General features: G+C 59.9%; 18 protein-coding genes. 5 read left to right on the top strand and 13 right to left on the bottom strand.

The genetic code is table 11. From position 1 onward, the window contains the following. Window positions 1-205: 205 nt before the first annotated feature. From KQ933_RS02210 to KQ933_RS02160, 11 genes are all read right to left on the bottom strand, one after another. Complete coding sequence (locus KQ933_RS02210) at window positions 206-697, bottom strand: F0F1 ATP synthase subunit B (protein WP_216757181.1); 492 nt, start codon at window positions 695-697, stop codon at window positions 206-208. Window positions 698-700: 3 nt separating this feature from the next. Continuing rightward, window positions 701-1,321, bottom strand: a complete 621-nt coding sequence (locus tag KQ933_RS02205) for a F0F1 ATP synthase subunit B (protein ID WP_216757180.1) — start codon at window positions 1,319-1,321, stop codon at window positions 701-703. 78 nt (window positions 1,322-1,399) lie between these two features. After that, window positions 1,400-1,627, bottom strand: a complete 228-nt coding sequence (locus KQ933_RS02200) for a F0F1 ATP synthase subunit C (protein WP_015338972.1) — start codon at window positions 1,625-1,627, stop codon at window positions 1,400-1,402. Window positions 1,628-1,693: 66 nt separating this feature from the next. Continuing rightward, window positions 1,694-2,446: a F0F1 ATP synthase subunit A gene (locus tag KQ933_RS02195; RefSeq protein ID WP_216757179.1), complete on the bottom strand. Its 753-nt coding sequence runs from the start codon at window positions 2,444-2,446 to the stop codon at window positions 1,694-1,696. 58 nt (window positions 2,447-2,504) lie between these two features. Beyond that, on the bottom strand, window positions 2,505-2,843 hold the full coding sequence (locus tag KQ933_RS02190; protein WP_037105792.1) for an AtpZ/AtpI family protein: 339 nt from the start codon (window positions 2,841-2,843) through the stop codon (window positions 2,505-2,507). Between the two features lie 383 nt (window positions 2,844-3,226). After that, window positions 3,227-4,405, bottom strand: coding sequence for a cell wall hydrolase (locus KQ933_RS02185; RefSeq protein ID WP_216757178.1), 1,179 nt, complete (start codon window positions 4,403-4,405; stop codon window positions 3,227-3,229). A gap of 217 nt (window positions 4,406-4,622) precedes the next feature. Further along, complete coding sequence (locus KQ933_RS02180) at window positions 4,623-6,521, bottom strand: potassium transporter Kup (protein WP_216757177.1); 1,899 nt, start codon at window positions 6,519-6,521, stop codon at window positions 4,623-4,625. Between the two features lie 18 nt (window positions 6,522-6,539). Continuing rightward, window positions 6,540-7,517 (bottom strand): magnesium transporter CorA family protein, encoded by a 978-nt coding sequence (locus KQ933_RS02175; RefSeq protein WP_216758810.1) that lies wholly within the window; start codon window positions 7,515-7,517, stop codon window positions 6,540-6,542. Window positions 7,518-7,920: 403 nt separating this feature from the next. After that, complete coding sequence (locus KQ933_RS02170) at window positions 7,921-9,075, bottom strand: Mrp/NBP35 family ATP-binding protein (protein ID WP_216757176.1); 1,155 nt, start codon at window positions 9,073-9,075, stop codon at window positions 7,921-7,923. A gap of 536 nt (window positions 9,076-9,611) precedes the next feature. Next, window positions 9,612-10,343, bottom strand: a complete 732-nt coding sequence (locus KQ933_RS02165) for a LuxR family transcriptional regulator (RefSeq protein WP_216757175.1) — start codon at window positions 10,341-10,343, stop codon at window positions 9,612-9,614. A 261-nt stretch (window positions 10,344-10,604) separates the two neighbouring features. After that, a complete protein-coding gene (locus KQ933_RS02160; RefSeq protein WP_216758809.1) occupies window positions 10,605-11,429 on the bottom strand; it encodes an IclR family transcriptional regulator in 825 nt (274 codons plus the stop codon). 112 nt (window positions 11,430-11,541) lie between these two features. Between KQ933_RS02160 and KQ933_RS02155 the strand changes: the two genes are divergently transcribed. The 5 genes from KQ933_RS02155 to KQ933_RS02135 all read left to right on the top strand — a co-directional run bounded on the left by KQ933_RS02155 (window position 11,542) and on the right by KQ933_RS02135 (window position 15,629). Next, on the top strand, window positions 11,542-12,303 hold the full coding sequence (locus KQ933_RS02155) for an SDR family NAD(P)-dependent oxidoreductase (protein ID WP_216758808.1): 762 nt from the start codon (window positions 11,542-11,544) through the stop codon (window positions 12,301-12,303). Further along, entirely contained in the window at window positions 12,303-13,220 is a 918-nt protein-coding gene (locus KQ933_RS02150) for a 2-dehydro-3-deoxygalactonokinase (protein ID WP_216757174.1), read from the top strand. The genes KQ933_RS02155 and KQ933_RS02150 overlap by 1 nt, the downstream gene beginning before the upstream one ends. A 31-nt stretch (window positions 13,221-13,251) precedes the next feature. Beyond that, window positions 13,252-13,884: a 2-dehydro-3-deoxy-6-phosphogalactonate aldolase gene (locus KQ933_RS02145; RefSeq protein ID WP_216757173.1), complete on the top strand. Its 633-nt coding sequence runs from the start codon at window positions 13,252-13,254 to the stop codon at window positions 13,882-13,884. A gap of 4 nt (window positions 13,885-13,888) precedes the next feature. After that, entirely contained in the window at window positions 13,889-14,776 is an 888-nt protein-coding gene (locus tag KQ933_RS02140) for an SMP-30/gluconolactonase/LRE family protein (protein ID WP_216757172.1), read from the top strand. Window positions 14,777-14,999: 223 nt separating this feature from the next. Beyond that, on the top strand, window positions 15,000-15,629 hold the full coding sequence (locus tag KQ933_RS02135) for a PRC-barrel domain-containing protein (RefSeq protein WP_216757171.1): 630 nt from the start codon (window positions 15,000-15,002) through the stop codon (window positions 15,627-15,629). Window positions 15,630-15,694: 65 nt separating this feature from the next. Here the strand turns inward: KQ933_RS02135 and KQ933_RS02130 are convergent, their stop codons facing one another. Continuing rightward, on the bottom strand, window positions 15,695-17,062 hold the full coding sequence (locus KQ933_RS02130; RefSeq protein ID WP_216757170.1) for a bifunctional diguanylate cyclase/phosphodiesterase: 1,368 nt from the start codon (window positions 17,060-17,062) through the stop codon (window positions 15,695-15,697). A 123-nt stretch (window positions 17,063-17,185) separates the two neighbouring features. Next, the gene (locus tag KQ933_RS02125; RefSeq protein WP_216757169.1) at window positions 17,186-18,901 is read right to left on the bottom strand and encodes a response regulator; all 1,716 of its coding nucleotides are present in this window, start codon (window positions 18,899-18,901) and stop codon (window positions 17,186-17,188) included. Window positions 18,902-19,010 lie beyond the last annotated feature (109 nt).

The following is a 19,010-nucleotide window of genomic DNA, read 5'->3' as shown; positions in this document are numbered from 1 at the left end:
GTTTCCTTGCGAGCCGCATGGGGCGGGAAGCGCCGGAGGGGCCATTTGCCTCATACAGAGCGCTTCTGAGCCGGTTCCCAAGGGGCTGCTCTTAGGTGCTTCGCGCAGCCATCAAAAGCTCACACATCACGCCAATCACACGGCATCTGCCAAAAACAAAAAGCCCCACCGAAGCGGGGCTTTTCCAATCCTGCAGCGCTGCAGCTCAGTTCAGACGGGTCTTCACTTCGCCGACGGCCCGACCGAAGAGCTCGGACTGAACCTTGCCATCAGCCTGCTTACCGATCACGGCTTCAGCGGCTGCGATGGCGAGATCGACTGCGGCGGAGCGAACAGCCTTCATTGCGTCGGCTTCGGCCTGCTTGATCTTCTGCTCGGAAAGAGCCGTGCGGTTGGCGACGAACTCTTCCGTCCTCTTCTTCGCTTCAGCGGTCAGCATTTCGGCTTCGCGCTCTGCAGCGGCAACGATATGCGCTGCTTCGGCTTCAGCCTCCTTGCGCTTGCGCTGGTATTCAGCGAGCAGATGCTGGGCTTCTTCACGCAGACGCTTGGCTTCTGCCAGCTCGTTGCGGATCTGGTCGGCACGGTCGTCAAGCGACTTCGCCATCATGCCCGGAACCTTCAGGTAAACGATCAGCGCCAGGAAGAGAACAAGGCCAACAAAGGCGAAGAAAGTTGCATCAAAAGCAAATTCCATCGATCAAGCCTCCTTCTTGGCTGCTGCAACGGCAGCTGCGACATCAGACTGGACAGCAGAGCCGCCGATGAGCTGTTCGACAACGGCCGCTGCGGTTTCCTCGGCGATGGCGCCGACATCGGCAAAAGCCTTTGCCTTCACATCGGCGATACGAGCCTCGGCAGCCTTCAGCTTTTCGGTCAGGCTTGCCTCGACAGCGCGACGATCACCCTCAGCCTTTACCTTGGCGGCGTCGCGAGCGGCAGTGCCGATCGAATTTGCCTTGGCGCGGGCAGCGGCGAGTTCGCCTTCGTAGGTTGCGACAGCGGCATCAGCCTCAGCCTTCAGGCGGCCGGCCTCTTCGACATCCTGCGAGATGCGGTTGTGACGCTGCTCGAGGATCGAGCCAATGCGCGGTGCGATGACCTTTTGCATGAGCAGGTAGAAAATGACGAACGTAATCACCAGCCAGAGAAGCTGGGATGCGTAGGTCGACGAATCGAAAGGCGGGAAAGGCCCACGCGCGTGCTCGCCTTCGGCAACGCCGGTCTCGGTATGGACCTCGCCGGCAGCCGGAGCGGCATGCGCATCCGTCGCGGTTCCCGCCGGGACCTCTTCAGCGTAGGCCGGGGTCACAAAATACATGCTCACCTCCAGGTGTACTGCAAATGCAAAGGATCACGGCCTGCTGTTCGCAGGCCGTGATCCGTCAATCCACCGATATTAAACGGCGAAGAGGAGGAGAAGAGCGACGAGCAGCGAGAAGATGCCCAGAGCTTCCGTAACGGCGAAGCCGAATACCAGACGGCCGAACTGGCTGTCAGCAGCAGACGGATTGCGCAGAGCGCCGGAGAGGTAGCTGCCGAAGATGTTGCCGAGGCCGAGAGCCGTACCGGCCATACCAAAGCAAGCCAGACCTGCACCGATGAACTTTGCTGCTTCCGCGTCCATGTTGAACTCCTTTAAATGGTTGTTGCGGCGAATGACTGACGCCCTTTGACGTCGATGTCGTTATCCTTAGTGCCCGCCCGGATGGATCGCGTCGTTGAGGTACATGCAAGTCAGCACCGCAAAGACGTAAGCCTGGAGGAAGGCAACGAGGAACTCGAGACCGGTCAGGGCGACGGTCATGATCAGAGGAAGAACGGCTCCGCCGACACCGACTGCACCGAGGGCTCCAAGCGAGGCGACGAAGCCTGCGAACACCTTCAGCGTGATGTGACCGGCGAGCATGTTGGCGAAAAGACGAACAGAGAGTGAAATCGGACGGGACAGGAAGGAAATGATTTCGATCGCGACGACCAGCGGCAACAGAATGCCCGGCACGCCCGAGGGCACGAAGACATTGAAGAAGTGGAAGCCGTGCTTATAGAAGCCGTAGACGAGCACCGTGCCGATGACGAGGATCGCCAGCGCGAAGGTGACGATGATCTGACTGGTAACGGTGAAGAAATACGGGAACATGCCGAGCAGGTTTGCCGTCAGCACGAACATGAAGAGCGAGAAGACCAACGGGAAGAACTTCATTCCCTTTGTGCCCGCCCCTTCCTTCAGCATGCCGGCAATGAACTCGTAGGACATTTCGGCGAGCGACTGCGAACGACCGGGAACGACGGCGCGGTTCGAGGTCGAGAAATAAAGGAAGCCAGCGGCAACAGCAGCCGAAGCCACCATGAAGAGCGATGCGTTGGTAAACGAAAAATCAATCCCGCCGATCTCGATCGGCACAATCTTGAAGATCTGGAACTGATGGGTCGGATCGTTTGACACCGGTTGCTCTCTCTCTTTGGCCCGCCCAAGAGGCGGAAATTGCACTGGCCAGACGGCCCTATTTATCAGTGTTCTGACGATCCAGGGGTTGGGCGACCTTCCCCGCAGCGCGCAGAACATTCAAAACGCCGGCACAGAATCCAAGAAGCAGAAGAACAATCAACCCCCAAGGCGTCGTGCCAACAAAATGGTCGAAGAGCCAGCCGAGCACAGCACCGACAACGATGGCAGAAATGAATTCGCTCGAAAGCTTCATCGCCTGGGCATAACCTTTACGGCTCTGCTCGGCGCTGGCCTCCCGCGCTTCTTCCTTCCTGTCATCGACACGCTTGGAGGCAAGTTCCGCTTCCAGCTGCCGACGGCGCTGCTCAAGACTTTCTTCGCGGTCATCCGCCATCGTGCTCTCCTCCGCTCCCGTCGCCCGCAATCCCGCTACCCCGGTTTTCCGAACCACGGACGCGAAGGTTAAAGAACCTTCCGGCCCGTTCTGAAGTCGCGCGCAACATAGTTTTAGGGATTAGCATAGTCAAGGCGTAGAGAGCTTGTGTCCAGCCATAAAATAGCCGCGAAGAATCAAGGATTTAAGCCGAATTCGGCTACTCGGACCCGATTTCACCGAAAGAATCCGTGCTCGAACGGCGCCGGACGGTGAAAAATCGGCAATCAGCAACCCTTTTGCCTAAAGCATGTCGCGATCTTTCGGATCGCTCGCCACGCTTTACGCTTTTGTTTCCCGCATGTCGTTGGCGCAAAACCGCCGCACGCTTTTGCGGACACGCTTCAGCTCCAGCCGCCGCCATAGGTGCGGTAGAAGACATGCATGCCGATGCGGCCGACCTTTTCCATGGTCCTGGCCCAGTTCGGCCGGACATAGACGGCATGGTAATGCGTGGCGGAGCCTACCTGCGGCAGCCAGATCCTGCCGGCGGTCACGGCCATGGCGACATCGCGGGCGACGCGCCAGTGATATTGCGAATTTACCCGGTCCTTGATGTTGTCGCAGGCGAAGGAAAACTGGCAGCGGTTGCGCCAGTCTTCGTTCTGGTAGACGACACCGCAGATGGTCTTCGGATAGGCCGGGTTGCGGACCCGGTTGAGGATGACCTGCGCGACGGCTGCCTGCCCCTTCACGGATTCACCGCGCGCCTCGAAATAGATGCCCGATGCCAGGCACTGCTGTTCGCGGGCGGAAAAGACACTGGGCGGCAGGATGCTTGCGGCCCAGGCATGGTCCTTCGGGCCGATCTGCGGCACGAAACGGCCTTCGTCGTTGTCGGTCAGGATCGAATCGAAAGGCGACTGACGGGAATAATCCGGCGCGGAAGGCGCATAGGCCGCCGCCAGCACATCCGCCTTGTCACTGGTCACAAGGCCTGCCAGCAAGGCCGGCATAGCATTGTCCTGCTGCGGAACCGGCTGCTTCTTATAGAAGGCCTGGGCAATCTCGATCTCCTTGCCCTTGATCGCCGGCTTCACGAAGGCGGATTTCTCCTTGAGGTCGAAGACCGGGCGGAAGAGCAGCCTGGTACGTTCGAGGATGGAGCCGGCCGAGAAATCCTTTGGCGGCTGCACTTTTTCCACGGCAACGACGCGGCCCTTCTTGGCGCTTCTGTTCACGCGATCCTCGTCCGGGCTAGCGTCACTGCCCTTCTCACCGGAGACGAAGGCAACCTTGCGGCCATCGGGCAGCACCATGCCGGCACCGGCCGCGATCGAGCCGGTGGCAGCGGGATCGGCAAAGGCGAGTTCGGCCTGGTGAATGGAGCCAGCCGGCGAATTTGTCAGAACCATGCGCCAGCTTTCGCCATCATTGTCGAGACCGGCGAGCATGGTGGCGAGATCGGCATGAGAGGCGACGCTCGGAAAGATCAGCCATCCGGCCACGCCGAAGATCGCGGGAGAGACCCAGTTCTGGGGCAAGAGACGCAGCTTGCTGCGGAAGCGGCCAATTCGACGCAACGCGGACTCCGGGCATGGGACGCAGGAACAGTCCCAAGAAAATCCCGCATTAACCTTGATAGCTGGTTAACGACCTGCCCCGGAATATGCCCATGAGGATTTTTGCATATTCTAATGCGGCTGACATTTTCGTGAAATGGAGCATCCTCGCCCCGCTCATTCGCGTGCCCGTCACAGAACTGGGAGAGGGCGAGATGGTGCGCTCTCCTTGCTCCCATCAGATGATGACGTGCGAACCCAATTCCACCACGCGGTTGGCCGGCAGACGGAAGTAGTCGGAGGGGTTGGCGGCAGCGTTGGCGAGCGCGATGTAAAGGCGGTCCTGCCAGTAAGGCATGCCGGACTTGGCATCGGGCACCAGCTTGCGGCGGCCGAGATAGAAAGACGTCGTCATGATGTCGAACTTCAGGCCGGTCTTGCGCAATGCCGCCAGCGCCTGCGAGACGTTCTGCGATTCCATGAAGCCGAAGAGCAGTTCAACACGCGAGAAACGCTCGGAGATCTGCTCGACCTTGTAACGCTCCTGCGGCGAGACACGCGGTTTGTTCACCGTGCGGATCGTCAGGATGACGTTGCGGTCATGGAGCACGTGATTGTGCTTGAGATTGTGCAGCAGTGCGGCGGGTGCGGAATCCGGATCGCTGGTCAGGAAAATCGCTGTGCCCGGAACATGGGCCGGAGAATGCTCGCTCTTGCGCTCGATGGAGCTGACGAAAGAGGCGAGCGGAATGTCGGTATGGCGGGTCTTTTCCGTCAGGATCGCCGTACCGCGGCGCCAGGTCCACATGATGACGGTGAAGGCGGTCGCAATCATGATCGGGATGTAGCCGCCGTCATGGATCTTCAAGAGATTGGCGCCCAGGAAGATCAGTTCGAGAATGACCAGCGGCAGCAGCGCGATGATGGCAACCGGAAGCGACCAGTTCCAGCGGACGCGGACGAATTCGAAGGCCATGATCGAGGTGACGACCATGGCTCCGGTGACCGAGATGCCGTAGGCGGTCGCCAGCGCATCCGAGGTCTTGAAGCCGAGCACGAGGAAGATGACGCCGAAGAACAGCACCGCGTTGACCGAGGGCACAAAGATCTGCCCGGTATTGGTCTCTGACGTGAAGAGAATTTCCATGCGCGGCAGGAAGCCGAGATTGATCCCCTGGCGCACCAGCGAGAAGGCGCCGGTAATGACGGCCTGGCTGGCAATGATGGTGGCGCAGGTCGCGAGGATAACGACCGGCAGCAGCGCCCATTGTGGGTACATGAGGTAGAACGGATCGGACATCGTCGCAGGATTGCCGAGAACGAGCGCGCCCTGCCCCAGATAGTTCAGCGTCAGTGACGGGAAAACCAGCACAAACCACGCCCACTGGATCGGACGACGACCGAAATGGCCGAGATCTGCATAAAGCGCTTCAGCGCCGGTGACGGTCAGGAAGACGGCGCCGAGAACGACAACGCCGTAGAAACCCTCATGCAGCAGAAAGCTGACGGCATAATAGGGATTGAAAGCGGCGAGGATGCCGTAGTCATCCGAAATATGGGCAATGCCGGCGGCAGCCATGACGAGGAACCAGAGCGCCGTGATTGGGCCGAAGAAGCGGGCGACGGCCCCCGTGCCATGCGACTGCACGACAAATAGCAACGCCAGGATCGCCACGGATATGGGCACGATATATTCCGACAGGCTCGGGGTCACGAGCTTCAGACCTTCGACGGCCGAGAGGACCGAAAGCGCCGGGGTGATCATGGCATCGCCCAGGAAGAGTGCTGCGCCCATCAGGCCGAGCAGCATCAAGAGCGCAGTATGGCCGTTGGCGGTCTTCATCAGGAGGGCGAGCAGCGACAGCGTGCCGCCTTCGCCGTCGTTGTCGGCACGCAGCAGGAAGAGCACGTATTTGATGGTGACGATGATGGTCAGCGCCCAGATCATAAGGGAAATGAGGCTGATGACCTCGAAACGGGTGAGACCATCATGGGCGACCGGCTTCAGCGCTTCGCGGAAGGCATAAAGCGGGCTCGTGCCGATATCCCCGTAAACGACGCCTACCGAACCCAGCGCGAGATAAAAGAGCTTGCGCGGCCCAAGGTGACGTTCGTGAGAATGGCTTTCTTCAGACATGAAGCAATTACAGGCTCCTCAGAGCCAGCCTTTCCAGCGAAAAAAGAAGAATGGGATGACGGCGGAGATCACCATGAGGCCCAGCGAGTAGGGATAACCCGCGGTCAGGTGCAACTCCGGCATGAATTCGAAATTCATGCCATAGATGGAGGCGACCAGCGTCGGCGGCAAGAACACAACCGAAGCGATCGAGAAAATCTTGATGATGGCGTTCTGCTCGATGTTGATGAGGCCGAGGGAGGCGTCGAGCAGGAAGGTGATGTTGGCGGCGACGAAGGCAGCGTGTTCCGAAAGGGACTGGATGTCACGCGAGATCGTTCGGCAGAGTTCCTTGGTTTCCTGATCGTGCTGGACGACCGGGATCGTATAGAAGAAGGTAAGCAGGCGCGAGAGCGAGCCGAGGCTGTCGCGCAGCTTGCTGATCATGCGGTGATGACCGGCAATGTCCTTCAGTTTCTCTTCCAGATAGTTCGAGGGCTTGCGCACCTTCTTGGCGCGATCGCCGAAGACGTGGACCGACAGGATGTCCAGCCGGGACACCGAGACCTCCAGGACTTCTGCCGTGCGGTCGACGATCGTTTCCAGGAGCTTGGCGAGAAGGGCAGCGCCACTGCGCCATTGCTCCGGTATGCGGTGCAGGGCAGCGATGAAAAGCGCGAAAGACTTCGGATGGGCATAGCGGATGGTCACCAGCCGGTCGCCGGCCAGAATGAAGGCGACATCCGTCAAGGTCGGGGCTTCCGTCTCTGCCTTCCATATCAGCGACGCTGTCATATAAACTGCGTTGTTTTCGACATAAAGGCGCGCAGACGGCTCGATCGCCCTGAGATCGTCACGGGTCGGCACTTCGATGCCAAGAACCTTTTCGACATGCAGCTCCTCCTCGCGGGTCGGTTCGACCATGTCGATCCATACCACATCCGCCGGAAACTCAGGAGGGTTCGCAAGATCGCGAATCTCGATCGATTTGCAGTTGGAACAGTATGCGGTGATCACAGTCTGCATCTCCGGCGCCGGCAATACCCGGCCGTCCTAGCTCTTTTCATCGAAACCCCTTCCATGCGACCGCGAGCGCGGTGACGCCAGGCGTACTCGTCATTGATCGTAGCGGAAGTGGATAAAAAGAGTTCATGCAACTCCGGCCATGTGCGGCCTTTCCGGCCGGGTTGCTCCACCGCATCGCAGTCACCAATCCTTCGATCGACAAGTCAACTCCGAACATGCAGAGAGGCCGAACCTTCATCGACAGGCGGCCGTCGCAGAGCATTTGCAGACGCGCCATCATGGCGCCGGCGCGCATATGAAGCAAAGCCGGAAAATAATCAAGACATCTTACCTGAACCGCGCCCTTTCATCTCATTTCCCCCACAATTCGGGGTGAGCAGCCAAGTGATTCGCGCTATTCGAAGACGATGGCAGGTGCGGCGCGCTGTGGCTTTTGGCCGACCTGTTCCCAGACCCTGGCGGCGATGGCACGGTAGATTCCAGCCACGATGCCATTCGGATCGGAGGCAACGAGCGGCGTTCCGGCATCCGAGGTCTCGCGGATATTCATAGTCAACGGCACTTCGCCGAGGAAGGGTACACCGATGCGCTCGGCTTCCTTGCGGGCACCGCCGTGGCCGAAGATGTCGTAGCGCGTGCCTGTATCGGGCGCGACGAAATAGCTCATGTTCTCGACGATGCCGAGAACCGGCACCTCGACCTTACGGAACATGTTGAGACCCTTACGGGCATCGATCAACGCCAGATCCTGCGGCGTGGAAACGATGACGGCGCCGGCAAGCGGTACCTGCTGGGCCATGGTGAGCTGGGCGTCGCCGGTGCCGGGCGGCATGTCGACGACGAGAACATCGAGTTCACCCCAGGCGACTTCACGCAGCATCTGCAGGAGGGCGGACTGAACCATCGGCCCGCGCCAGATCATCGCCGTTTCCTCATCGACGAGGAAGCCCATGGACATGACCTTGAGGCCGTAATTCTCCATGGGATTGATGATGCGGCCATCGATCTGCGTCGGGCGGCCGGAAATCTTGAGGAGGCGCGGCATGGAGGGACCGTAGATATCGGCATCGAGAATGCCGACGCGAAGACCGTTGGCCAGCAGGCCGAGTGCCAGATTGACCGCCGTCGTCGATTTGCCGACACCGCCCTTGCCCGATGCGACGGCGATGATGGCGCCGATACCGGGAACGCCGATCTTGGCCGTGCGCGGCGGCGGTTGCTGCGGCGCATGGGAGTGGCCGTGATGGCTGTGGTCGGCCTGTGGGGCCGGGCGCGCTGCAGGTGCATTTGCGGCAGCCTTCTTGTCTGCCGTCAGCGCTACAAGTGCGCCTTTCACACCCGGCATTTCCTTGATGACACGCTCTGCGGCAAGCCGCATCGGCTCCAGTTCCTTGGCGCGTTCCGCCGGCACGGTGATGGAGAAATAGACCTTGCCGTCGGAGATGAAGACGTCGGAAACCATGCCGAGTTCGACGATACTGTGCTCCAGATCCGGCCCGCGCACGGTCTTCAGCGTTTCCAGAACCTGTTCCTTGGTGACCTCGGTCATTCCGCCCTCACTGCTTTTCTTTGTCTGTAAATAGTGGAGGTCGGCAGCTTCGCCAAACAAAATCGGGCAGCAGGCACATCTCATATCAAAGGAAAGGCAGCGGATTCTCTCTCCGTTGCGGCCATCAAGTCCGCCGGGCTTTCGCCCTGATGACCGCAACGGCCTCCCCGAGAACCGACGCAATTCGGGGCGAATTAGCGCAAGCGAAAAAAAAGGCCAGAAAAAACTAAAGGAGATCGTCCGGTTTCGGAACAGCGGCAAAAGGCGGTTGCCTAAACGCAACAACCGCCCCCGACATCGTAGGGCCGGGAGAAAAGCGGCAACGATATCAGGCGGCGGCGTGTCGGTCGCACCATTGAGCTGGCGCTGTTATCAAAGTCCCCTCTGGACCTCTGCCCATAAGAATGCAGGAAGCGTGCCAACTGCGAAATTGACGAAAAGGGATGACAATTGTCAATTTGGACAGCGAGCAACGAAAACGGCGCTCACATATTGAGCAGCCCGGCAGCGCCTGACGTTATTTTAGGCTGGTGACTTTACTTGATGAGACCGATGCGCAACGCCTTGGCAACGGCCTGCGTGCGGTTGACCGTATCCAGCTTCTTGGTGGCGCGGTTCAGGTAATGATTGACCGTGTGCTCCGAGAGATCGAGGATTTCGGCGATCTCGGCGCTGGTCTTGCCTGCGGCAGTCCAGTTGAGGCAGTCGATCTCGCGGTCCGTCAGCGTATCGGTCATGCGTGTATCGAGATTACGGATCTCGGCGAGCCGGTCGAAGATGTGGATGGCGATGTAGCTGAGCTCACGCATCTCGGTGGGCGTATAAGGTTCGCGATCGCCGGCGAAGGAGACCGCACCGCGTGCACCAGACGGTTCATGCGTCGGAAAATAGGCGCTGCGCATCATCTTGAAGCGTTCGAAAAGGGTGGCTACCATGCCTGACTTGCCATCATCACGCGGCCAGTTGGTGCGTGCCGTATCGTAGCAGAACGGCAGGGTCGAGGTGCGCAGCCGCCGCAGGACCGGACTGTTCATCATCAGTCCTTCCTGATCATAAATCGACAGCAGTTCGGCTGGCCAGCTCGTGATAATCGTGTTGCCCTGCAGATCGAAGGAGGTGATCGGCGGCAGGTTCAGGACCATGAAGGCTCGGCTGCGATAGGTCTCCGTCACCCGCTTCATGAAGCGAAAGATGTCGAACTGCGTCTTTAGACTGGCGACCTCCTGGACATAGGCGTCTTCCACCGAAGTTTGCGGTAAGCTTGCCATCAGATTTTTTCGCCTTCGAACCGGGCTTTGGGTAAACCGCTGGCAGCCTGTGTGGAAAAACGGTCAGGAGCAGGGTGGGTTACACAACGCCCGTCAGATCAATAGGGTTCAGCCTCGGCGCGCAGCGCGTTCGGCCGGTGAATTGTCGATGATTTCGCGGACGACCCCAGTTGGCGTGATTCGCCGTCAAATCTCAATAACGCACTCATCATAAGCATGCTATGTATACGACGTCCAGCAATGACCACCGTCAAATCGCTTTCAACGCCTCGGCCCGAGGCGGATGCGCATTTCGTCCATGATCTTCCGCGCCGTCACCTGAACCGGAATGGCCCATTCATGGAGAAGTTCCATCGACAGGCGGTAAGCAGGGCCGGTGACAGAGACCCCGCCGATGAACGAACGGTCGTCCGACCAGATGGGGGCGGCGACGCAGCGGATTCCCGCCTCGTGCTCCTCCCGGTCGTAGGCATGACCGGCAGAAACAATATCGCCGATTTCCGTCAACAGGGTTTCACCGCTCACATGCGTCGAGGGCGTGAAGCGGTTGAAGCGCAGGCTGGGAAGCAATTCGCGGAGTTTGTCGGCCGGCAGAACCGAAAGGGCCGCCTTGCCGACACCAGTGCAATAGCAGGGCGAGGCATTGCCGATCTGTGAATACATGCGTACCGGCTGGTGTCCTTCGACCTTGTCGAGATAAATGATGGAGGAGCCGCGCAGCACGCCGAGATGGACGGTCTCGCCTGTCTCCCGATGCAGGGCGGCGAGATGCGGCGCGGCAATCAGGCGGAATTCGTTGCGCGCCCAGCTCCGTGAGGCGAGATCGAGCAATCGCAAGCCAGGCGCATAACGTCCCTCCGCATCGATTTCGAGCAGCCCCTCCTCCACGAGATGGCCGAGCTGGCGGTGCAGCGTACCGCGCGGCTGGCTGGCAAGCGCGAGGATATCGGTGAAGCGCAAGGGAGCATCAGCGTGGGTGACGAGATCGAGCACGACCATCAGCTTGCCGAGCGTGCCGGTGTCACGCGGCGTGCCGGTCGCCCCCTTGTCATCTGCCTGCGCCATGCTGTCGCCGCCTGATATCATCACCTACCACCCTTGACAGGCAAGGCAGCCTAATCGAATAATTCCATATAGTCAAATTAAGTTCCAAATAATGGAATTTACCGCATGCCGGAGGAGAAAGACGGTGAGCGCTATGTCTGCACAATTTCCCGAATTCAGGGGTCGCGCGGTGCTGGTGAGTGGAGGCGGCTCCGGCATCGGTGCTGCGCTCGTCGAGGGTTTCGCAAGGCAGGGCGCAAAGGTTTCCTTCCTCGACATCGCCGAGGCTGAAAGCCGGGAACTGGCGGAACGGCTTTCCGGAGACGCCGCGCATCCGGTCAGCTTCTACCACACCGACCTGCGCGATATCGACGCCATCAGGCGCACGGTGAACGAGGTTGTCGAAAAGTCCGGGCCGATCCGGGTGCTCGTCAACAATGCAGCCTGGGATGACAGGCACGAATTCGACGATGTGACCGAGGACTATTGGGACAATAACCAGGCGGTAAACCTGCGCCATGTCTTCTTTACGTCGCAGGCAGTTGTGCCTTCGATGCGGACGGCCGGCGGCGGGGCGATTATCAACATGTCGTCCATCGCCTTCAAATTGAACATGGGCGTTTTCCCCGCCTATGCCGCCGCCAAGGCGGCAGTGATCGGTCTGACGAAGAGCATGGCCGGAAGGCTGGGACCTGAGAATATCCGCGTCAACTGCATCCTGCCGGGCATGGTGGTGACCGAGCGGCAGATGAAGCTGTGGCTGACGGAGGAAAGCATTGCCCGCTCCGTACAGGGGCAATGCCTGAAGATCGTATTGAAGGCGGACGCAATTGTCGGTCCGGCTCTGTTTCTTGCATCCGACTGCGCAGCCGGCATGACCGCGCAATCCCTAATCGTCGATGGAGGCGTTCTCTAATGGCAAATCCCGCTTATGTCGCGGTGGACTGGGGCACCAGCAGCTTCCGGCTCTGGCTTATCGGTGCCGACGGCAGCGTTCTTGCCGAGCGCCGCAGCGGCGAAGGTATGACGACGGCCGCCAAGACCGGCTTTTCCCAAGTTCTGGCTGGACATCTCGCAGCCGTCGAAGCGCCTGATGACCTGCCGGTCATCGTCTGCGGCATGGCGGGCGCACGGCAGGGCTGGGTGGAGGCCGGTTACATCGACGTGCCGGCTTCGCTTTCCTCGATCCTATCAGGCGCAGTGTCCGTGCCGGGCGAAAATCGCGATGTGCGTATCCTGCCCGGCCTTGCCCAGCGCGATGCGGCAATACCCGATGTCATGCGCGGTGAGGAAACGCAGCTTCTCGGCGCGCTCGGCCCTGCGAGCCGCGGCGCACAAGCCGTCTGCATGCCCGGCACGCATTCCAAGTGGGTGCATGTAGAAGACGGCAGAGTGACCGGCTTTGCCACCTTCATGACGGGCGAGCTTTTCGACGCGATTACCAAGCATACGATTCTTATGCATGCCGTTGCCGGCGCCGAGGATCAGCCGGCCGATGCAGCCGCCTTCGAGGCTGCGGTCGCAGCGGCCTTCAAACGGCCGGCGCTCGCCTCCAACCTGATTTTCACCGCCCGCTCCGGCCAGCTTCTGCACGGCATTTCGGCCGCTGCCGCACAAGCTAAGCTCTCGGGCATCCTGATCGGCCTCGAAATCGCCGGTGCGCTGCAGGATGCCGGCAAGGGCACGGCCATTACACTCGTCGCGTCCGGACGCCTCCAGGCCCTTTACGAGCAGGCCTTCCGCACACTTTCCCTTTCCTTCACCGCCATCGATGCCGATGCCGCCGTTCGCGGCGGACTTTCGGCTGCTGCCCAAGCCATCTGGCCAAATTGAGCCATCTGGCCGAACCGAGAAAGACACTCCTATGAACCGCATCCCTTTCCCCGATATGAAGCGTCCGCTGATTGCCATTTTGCGCGGCATCGAGCCTGCGGAAACAGAAGCCGTGGTCGGCGCGCTGATCGAAAACGGCCTGACGGCGATCGAGATCCCGCTCAACTCGCCTGAGCCTTTCAAATCGATCGAGATTGCCGCCAAGATGGCGCCGGCTGATGTGCTGATCGGTGCCGGCACCGTGTTGACCACAGAGGCCGTCGACAGCCTGCATGCCGCTGGCGGCAAGCTACTGGTGACGCCGAATGTCGAGCCCGACGTCATCATCCGTGCCCGCGACTATGGCATGGTGACAATGCCCGGCGTCTTCACGCCCACAGAAGCGCTGCAGGCGGCCCGCGCGGGCGCGACCGGCCTCAAGTTCTTCCCCGCCAGCGTTCTCGGCCCTTCCGGCATCACCGCAATCCGCGCCATCCTGCCGCCGGAACTCGTGATTGCGGCGGTCGGCGGTGTGTCGGACAAGAACTTCTCCGACTACACCAAAGCCGGCATTCTCGCCTTCGGCCTCGGCACCAGCATTTACAAGCCCAGAATGACTGCTGCAGAGGTTGCCGAGCGCGCCAAGGCAACCATCTTAGCCTATGACGCAGCCATAGGAGCATAGGCATATGACTGATATTTATGAATTCGAGGGCAAAACACTTTGCAATACCAATTCGGTTCTCGGTGAAGGCCCCACTTACGATCCTGTTTCCAACACCGTCTGGTGGTTCAACATTCTCGGCAAGGAACTGCACGAGCTCAATCTTTCGACGGACGAGAAGAAGATGCATCCGCTGCCAATGATGGCGAGCGTGCTTGCCCGCATCGATTCCGATCGTCAGCTGCTGGCGACCGAAGAAGGGCTTTTCGTGCGGAATATCGCAAGCGGCAACCTGACCTTCTATGCGGCGCTCGAAAACGACAAGCCGGAAAACCGCTCCAACGACGGGCGCACGCATCCCTCAGGCGCATTGTGGATCAGTACGATGAGCAAGCGCGCCGAGCAGCAGGCGGGTGCGATCTATCACGTGGCTGCCGGCAAGGTGACGAAGATCTTCGGTGGTATCAGCATTCCGAACTCCATCTGCTTTTCGCCCGACGGTACGATCGGCTATTTCACTGATACCCGCATCAGCCGCCTGATGCGGGTCATGGTCGATCCGCAGACCGGCCTTCCCTCGGGCGAACCGATCGTGATGGTCGACAGCATGGACGAACCCGGCGGACTGGACGGTTCAGTCTGCGATGCCGACGGCTATATCTGGAACGCGCGCTGGGGTGCCGGCGTCGTCGACCGCTACAGCCCTGATGGACTGCGCATCGCCCGTTACAAGGTGCCGGCCGCACAGCCTTCATGCCCGGCCTTCATCGGTGCCAATGCCGACCGGCTTGTGGTAACGACGGCCTGGGAGGGGTTGGACGAGGATGCCCGCTCCGCCCAGCCGAGCGCAGGCGCGCTGCTCGAGCTCGGCATCACGGTGAAGGGTGTTTTCGATCCTGCCTATGTGATCTGAACGCCGAAGCCCGCATTTACAGAGGCACTCTGTTGCAGGGTGCCTTTTCTCTTTTGGATCGTTTTCCGATCAAGGTTCGGTGAAAACCGCAAAATTTTCCGTGTCTTCGGCCGGAACCAATAAGCGCACCGGTCATTTCATTCTTGAACCGGCGCGGCAGGAATGTCTGAAAAACAGGCGCTGCTGTGCCAGGGATCACTCAAGGAACGAAAGTAGGTTCGAAATGACACGCAAACTCCTGACGACCGTTGCCGCTGGCGCACTGTTTGCCACGGCTTTTGCACCGGCGGCATTTTCGCAGACGACTCCGCAGCCGGCGAGCCCTGCTGCCCCGACGCAGTCTGCGCCCGCCGATCCGGCAGCCCCCGCACCGGCAGAGCCCGTCAAGCCGATGGCGCCCGCAGGTGATGCCGCCCAGGCTCCGGCCCCGGCGCCGAGCACCGATACGGCTCAAGCAGGTGGCGACAGCTATCTGACGCAGCAGGCCTCGGACCAGATCAGCGCCAATACCTATATTGGCCAGTCGGTCTATAACGGCAACAACGAGAGCATCGGCAGCGTCAACGACCTCATCATGAGGAAGGATGGCGGTCTCGTCGCAGCTATCATCGGCGTCGGCGGCTTCCTGGGCATCGGCGAAAAGAATGTCGCCGTCCCGATGCAGAAGATCACCGTCGCTCAGAACACGCAGGACGGCTCCGTCAAGCTGACGACCACGGAAACCGCGGAATCGCTGAAGGCGGCTCCGGAATTCAAGACGCTGGCAATGCAGTCGGCTGAAAAGGCTCCGGCAGCAACCGGCACAGCCATGCCGACGGACACCACCTCGACGGGATCCACGACCAACAAGTAATTCGTACGGAGAGTAGAGCGTAGGCGATGGCGTCCCATGGGGCGCCATCGTTTTTGTGTCTGCCGTTATGCGCTGGCGCGTTCCGTCGCACTTGTATCGTAGCAATAATTCTCGTGCAGGAAGCGCAGCGTGGCGATGCCATCGGCCGGCCGGCCGAAATGATAGCCCTGACCCATGCCGCAGCCGAGCATGCGCAGCTTAACCGCTTCCGAATAATCCTCGATGCCTTCAGCCACGACTTCCAACTCGAGGCCCTCGCACATGGCAAGGATCGCCTTGATGATGTGTTCGGAGGCACGGTCGGAATTGATGCGAGAGACGAAAGCGCGATCGATCTTGATCTTATCGAAGATGAAATCACGCAGACGCCCGAGGCTCGACTGGCCGGTGCCGAAATCGTCCAGCGAGATGCGCACACCCGCAGCTCTCAGATCAGCAATAATCCGGTGCGCCGTGTCGGCGGAACTCATGACAGCCGTTTCGGTGATCTCGAGCTCGAGACGGTGCGGGTCGAAACCGACGCGACCGAGGATCGACAGAATGCTGCCGCTCGTTCCCGGATCCATGAGCTGGGCCGAAGACAGGTTGAAGGACAGGAACAGTTCGCGCGGCCAGGAAAGTGCCGTTTCCGCAGCCTTGCGCAGCAGCGCTTCCGACAGGGCGTCGATAAAACCGCGCTCCTCGGCGAGCGGCACGAAGACACCGGGCGAGACGAAGCCGAGATCGGGATCATTCCAGCGAGCCAGCGCCTCGAAGCCCACCACCTGATTGTTGGCGAGCGAGACGATCGGCTGGAAATGCACGTCGATCGCATCTGATATGATAGCGTTTCTGAGCGCCTGTTCGAGTTGGGTCGCTCGTTTCATCTCCTGCGCGATCTCGCGTGAATAGACAGTGATCTGCCCGCGGCCGCGGCGCTTGGAGCGGTAGAGCGCGGTTTCGGCGCTCTTCAGCAACTCTTCGCAATCCTCGCCGGCAAAAGGATAGATCGCAAAACCGAAGGAAGCCGAAAGGCGGACGTTGCGGTCGCCGAGATCATAGGGGGCCGACAGGACCTCGCGGATCATCTGACCGAATTTCTCAGCACTGGCGCGCTCAAAAATCAGCGGCAGGACGAAAGCAAATTCATCGCCGTCATGACGCGTCACCAGCGCGCCATCCGGAATGCAGGCCTTCAGGCGATGGGCGACTTGGCACAGGATTTCATCGCCGGCGGCAGAGCCGAAGAGATCGTTGATCGGCTTGAAACTGTCGAGATTGGCAATGCCGATGGTGAAAGGTGCCGGATCGCTGGCACGCTCGGCAGAAATCTGCATCACCTTGTCCCGCATGCGATGCCGGTTTCCCAACCCGGTCAGCGGATCGGTATAAGCCATCGCCTGGAGGTCGTTCTGACTTACGGTCATGAATGGTATTTCTGCCGACGCCATCACTCCAAACCCGAGATTTTCCTCCACACCCTGGGGAAGAATGACCGGCAAATCTTAACAATTCGATAGTAAATCGTCCGCGATACAACCCGAAGCATTCCCAAAAACTGGGGGGTTGACCTGTATTTAGCTTCGAACCTTGATCGGCTCGTCCATCAGGTATTTCTGAAATACCGTTTCAAGGATATCCGGGCTGACCGGTTTCATGATGACGTCATCCATGCCGGCCTTGGCGCATTCAGCCCGATCGCGCTCGAAGGCCTGTGTCAGCACACCGATAACAGGAGTCCGCGTGCCCTGTCCCTCTTCCATCTGGCGAATGAGGCGCGAGGCTTCAAAGCCGTTGAAGACCGGCAGCGAAATATCCATCAGCACGATCTGCGGCCGATGTTCGGCCCAGAGGCGAACAACCTCTTCGCCGGTCGTCGCGATCCGATGGCGGTAACCGAGACCTTCGAGGATCTGCGTGAAGACGATTTGGTTGATGTCGTTATCCTCGGCGACGAGAACCTGGAGGCCTACGTTTTCTTCACTCGTGGTGATTTCCCAGTCGCCTTCAGTGCCCCCGCCGCGTCCGTTGCGGTTGAAGTGGCGGGCGATCTGGAAGGTCAACTCGTTGGCGATCTGAAAGCCATCCATGACAAGGGCGGGAATGCCGTATCGTTCGGCGAGCTCCAGACAGCGCATGCCCATCTGGTTATCGATGATCAGGAGATCGAGCGAGATGCCGGAGTAGCTGGCGATCTCGAGGAAGCTTTCCTCCTCGTCCTCGCCGCGGACGGAGCAGGATTCGAAGCCGTATTTGGCAAGCGTGCGCAGTGCGGCAGTCTCGGCGGCGAGATCCGCGGTGACGACAAGTATCTTTCGGCCGGAGAAGTTCTCCGGAACGATCGCCTCCATCGCCGCCGGCTCGCGGCGCTGAGATGCATTCGGCACCGGCACATAGGCGCGGCGATAGGTCTGGTTGCTGGAGGTGGTGATCTCTGAGGCCTGATTGAATTCGTCGAGATCGCCGCCATCGCTCGGCAAGTCCTGCATGGTCGAGACGAGGAAATAGCGTCCAGGCTTGCCGATCCTGTGCTTGCGGCTGACGATGTCACGCTCCGTGCCATCGCGGGCGATCTGGCGCTGGCGGGCGACCGACATTTCACCGGTTTCCAGCACGTGGCGGTCACTTTCCTCGAAGCGCTTGGCGATGTCAGGCGAAAACAGATCACCGCTCTTGCGGCCGAGAACCTCCTCCGCCGTCGTCTGGTATTTCTCGCAGAAGGCCTTGTTGACGGCGACATAGGTGAGGTTGCGATCCTTGACGAAGAGCGGGAAAGGCAGATGGTCGAGAATGTCCTCGGTGAGCTGCACACGCTCCAGATCGTAGCGCCACTGTTCCTCGCGCCTACGCGCCTCCGAAATATCGGAGATGATGGTCACGCCGTAGCCGTTCGGCAGGCGGCGCTTCAAAAAGCGCACCCAACGGTCGGCACCATGGCGCTCGACGGATTCGAAACGTTCGCGCCAATGGGAGGCGATGCGCTGGGACAACCAGTCCTCGCGGCTGAGCGAAACCGCTTGGTGCGCAAGGGTCTGCTCGCGGATGCCGGTATCGTAGACCGCGCTCAGGAAATCACGGAGCCGGGTGCCCGGCCGCAGTACATCGTCGGGTACCGGAAAGAATTCCATGACCTGGCGGCTGGCGAAAATAAGAAGATCGTTGCGGTCATAGATGACGAATGCAGCAGAAAGACTGTCGCATACCGCGTCGAAAAGCACCGTCTGAAGATCAACCTCAGGCGGCAGCGCGTCACTGGCAGATGATGTGTCCGCCTTTTCGAAGCCGGCACTCATTCATTCACATCCCACATCTGTCCGATTTTCGCAGTTTCGGAGGTATATGAATAAAATGCCGTTTTTGTCTTAAAAGCCGCTTAACAGTAATGACCCCCAAATTTGGGGG

This window comes from Rhizobium sp. WYJ-E13, assembly GCF_018987265.1.
In the GTDB taxonomy this organism is placed as follows: domain Bacteria; phylum Pseudomonadota; class Alphaproteobacteria; order Rhizobiales; family Rhizobiaceae; genus Rhizobium.
Note: the sequence above shows the minus strand (reverse complement) of the source record. Positions and strands in the feature narration are given on the sequence as shown.

Excerpts from the sequence above, each read along its gene's own strand:
- KQ933_RS02170 (WP_216757176.1), bottom strand. The coding sequence starts at position 9,075 with ATGACCGAGGTCACCAAGGAACAGGTTCTGGAAACGCTGAAGACCGTG.
- KQ933_RS02200 (WP_015338972.1), bottom strand. The coding sequence starts at position 1,627 with ATGGACGCGGAAGCAGCAAAGTTCATCGGTGCAGGTCTGGCTTGCTTT.
- KQ933_RS02180 (WP_216757177.1), bottom strand. The coding sequence starts at position 6,521 with ATGTCTGAAGAAAGCCATTCTCACGAACGTCACCTTGGGCCGCGCAAG.
- KQ933_RS02140 (WP_216757172.1), top strand. The coding sequence starts at position 13,889 with ATGACTGATATTTATGAATTCGAGGGCAAAACACTTTGCAATACCAAT.
- KQ933_RS02160 (WP_216758809.1), bottom strand. The coding sequence starts at position 11,429 with ATGATATCAGGCGGCGACAGCATGGCGCAGGCAGATGACAAGGGGGCG.
- KQ933_RS02165 (WP_216757175.1), bottom strand. The coding sequence starts at position 10,343 with ATGGCAAGCTTACCGCAAACTTCGGTGGAAGACGCCTATGTCCAGGAG.
- KQ933_RS02125 (WP_216757169.1), bottom strand. The coding sequence starts at position 18,901 with ATGAGTGCCGGCTTCGAAAAGGCGGACACATCATCTGCCAGTGACGCG.
- KQ933_RS02150 (WP_216757174.1), top strand. The coding sequence starts at position 12,303 with ATGGCAAATCCCGCTTATGTCGCGGTGGACTGGGGCACCAGCAGCTTC.
- KQ933_RS02190 (WP_037105792.1), bottom strand. The coding sequence starts at position 2,843 with ATGGCGGATGACCGCGAAGAAAGTCTTGAGCAGCGCCGTCGGCAGCTG.
- KQ933_RS02135 (WP_216757171.1), top strand. The coding sequence starts at position 15,000 with ATGACACGCAAACTCCTGACGACCGTTGCCGCTGGCGCACTGTTTGCC.
- KQ933_RS02210 (WP_216757181.1), bottom strand. The coding sequence starts at position 697 with ATGGAATTTGCTTTTGATGCAACTTTCTTCGCCTTTGTTGGCCTTGTT.
- KQ933_RS02155 (WP_216758808.1), top strand. The coding sequence starts at position 11,542 with ATGTCTGCACAATTTCCCGAATTCAGGGGTCGCGCGGTGCTGGTGAGT.
- KQ933_RS02205 (WP_216757180.1), bottom strand. The coding sequence starts at position 1,321 with ATGTATTTTGTGACCCCGGCCTACGCTGAAGAGGTCCCGGCGGGAACC.
- KQ933_RS02145 (WP_216757173.1), top strand. The coding sequence starts at position 13,252 with ATGAACCGCATCCCTTTCCCCGATATGAAGCGTCCGCTGATTGCCATT.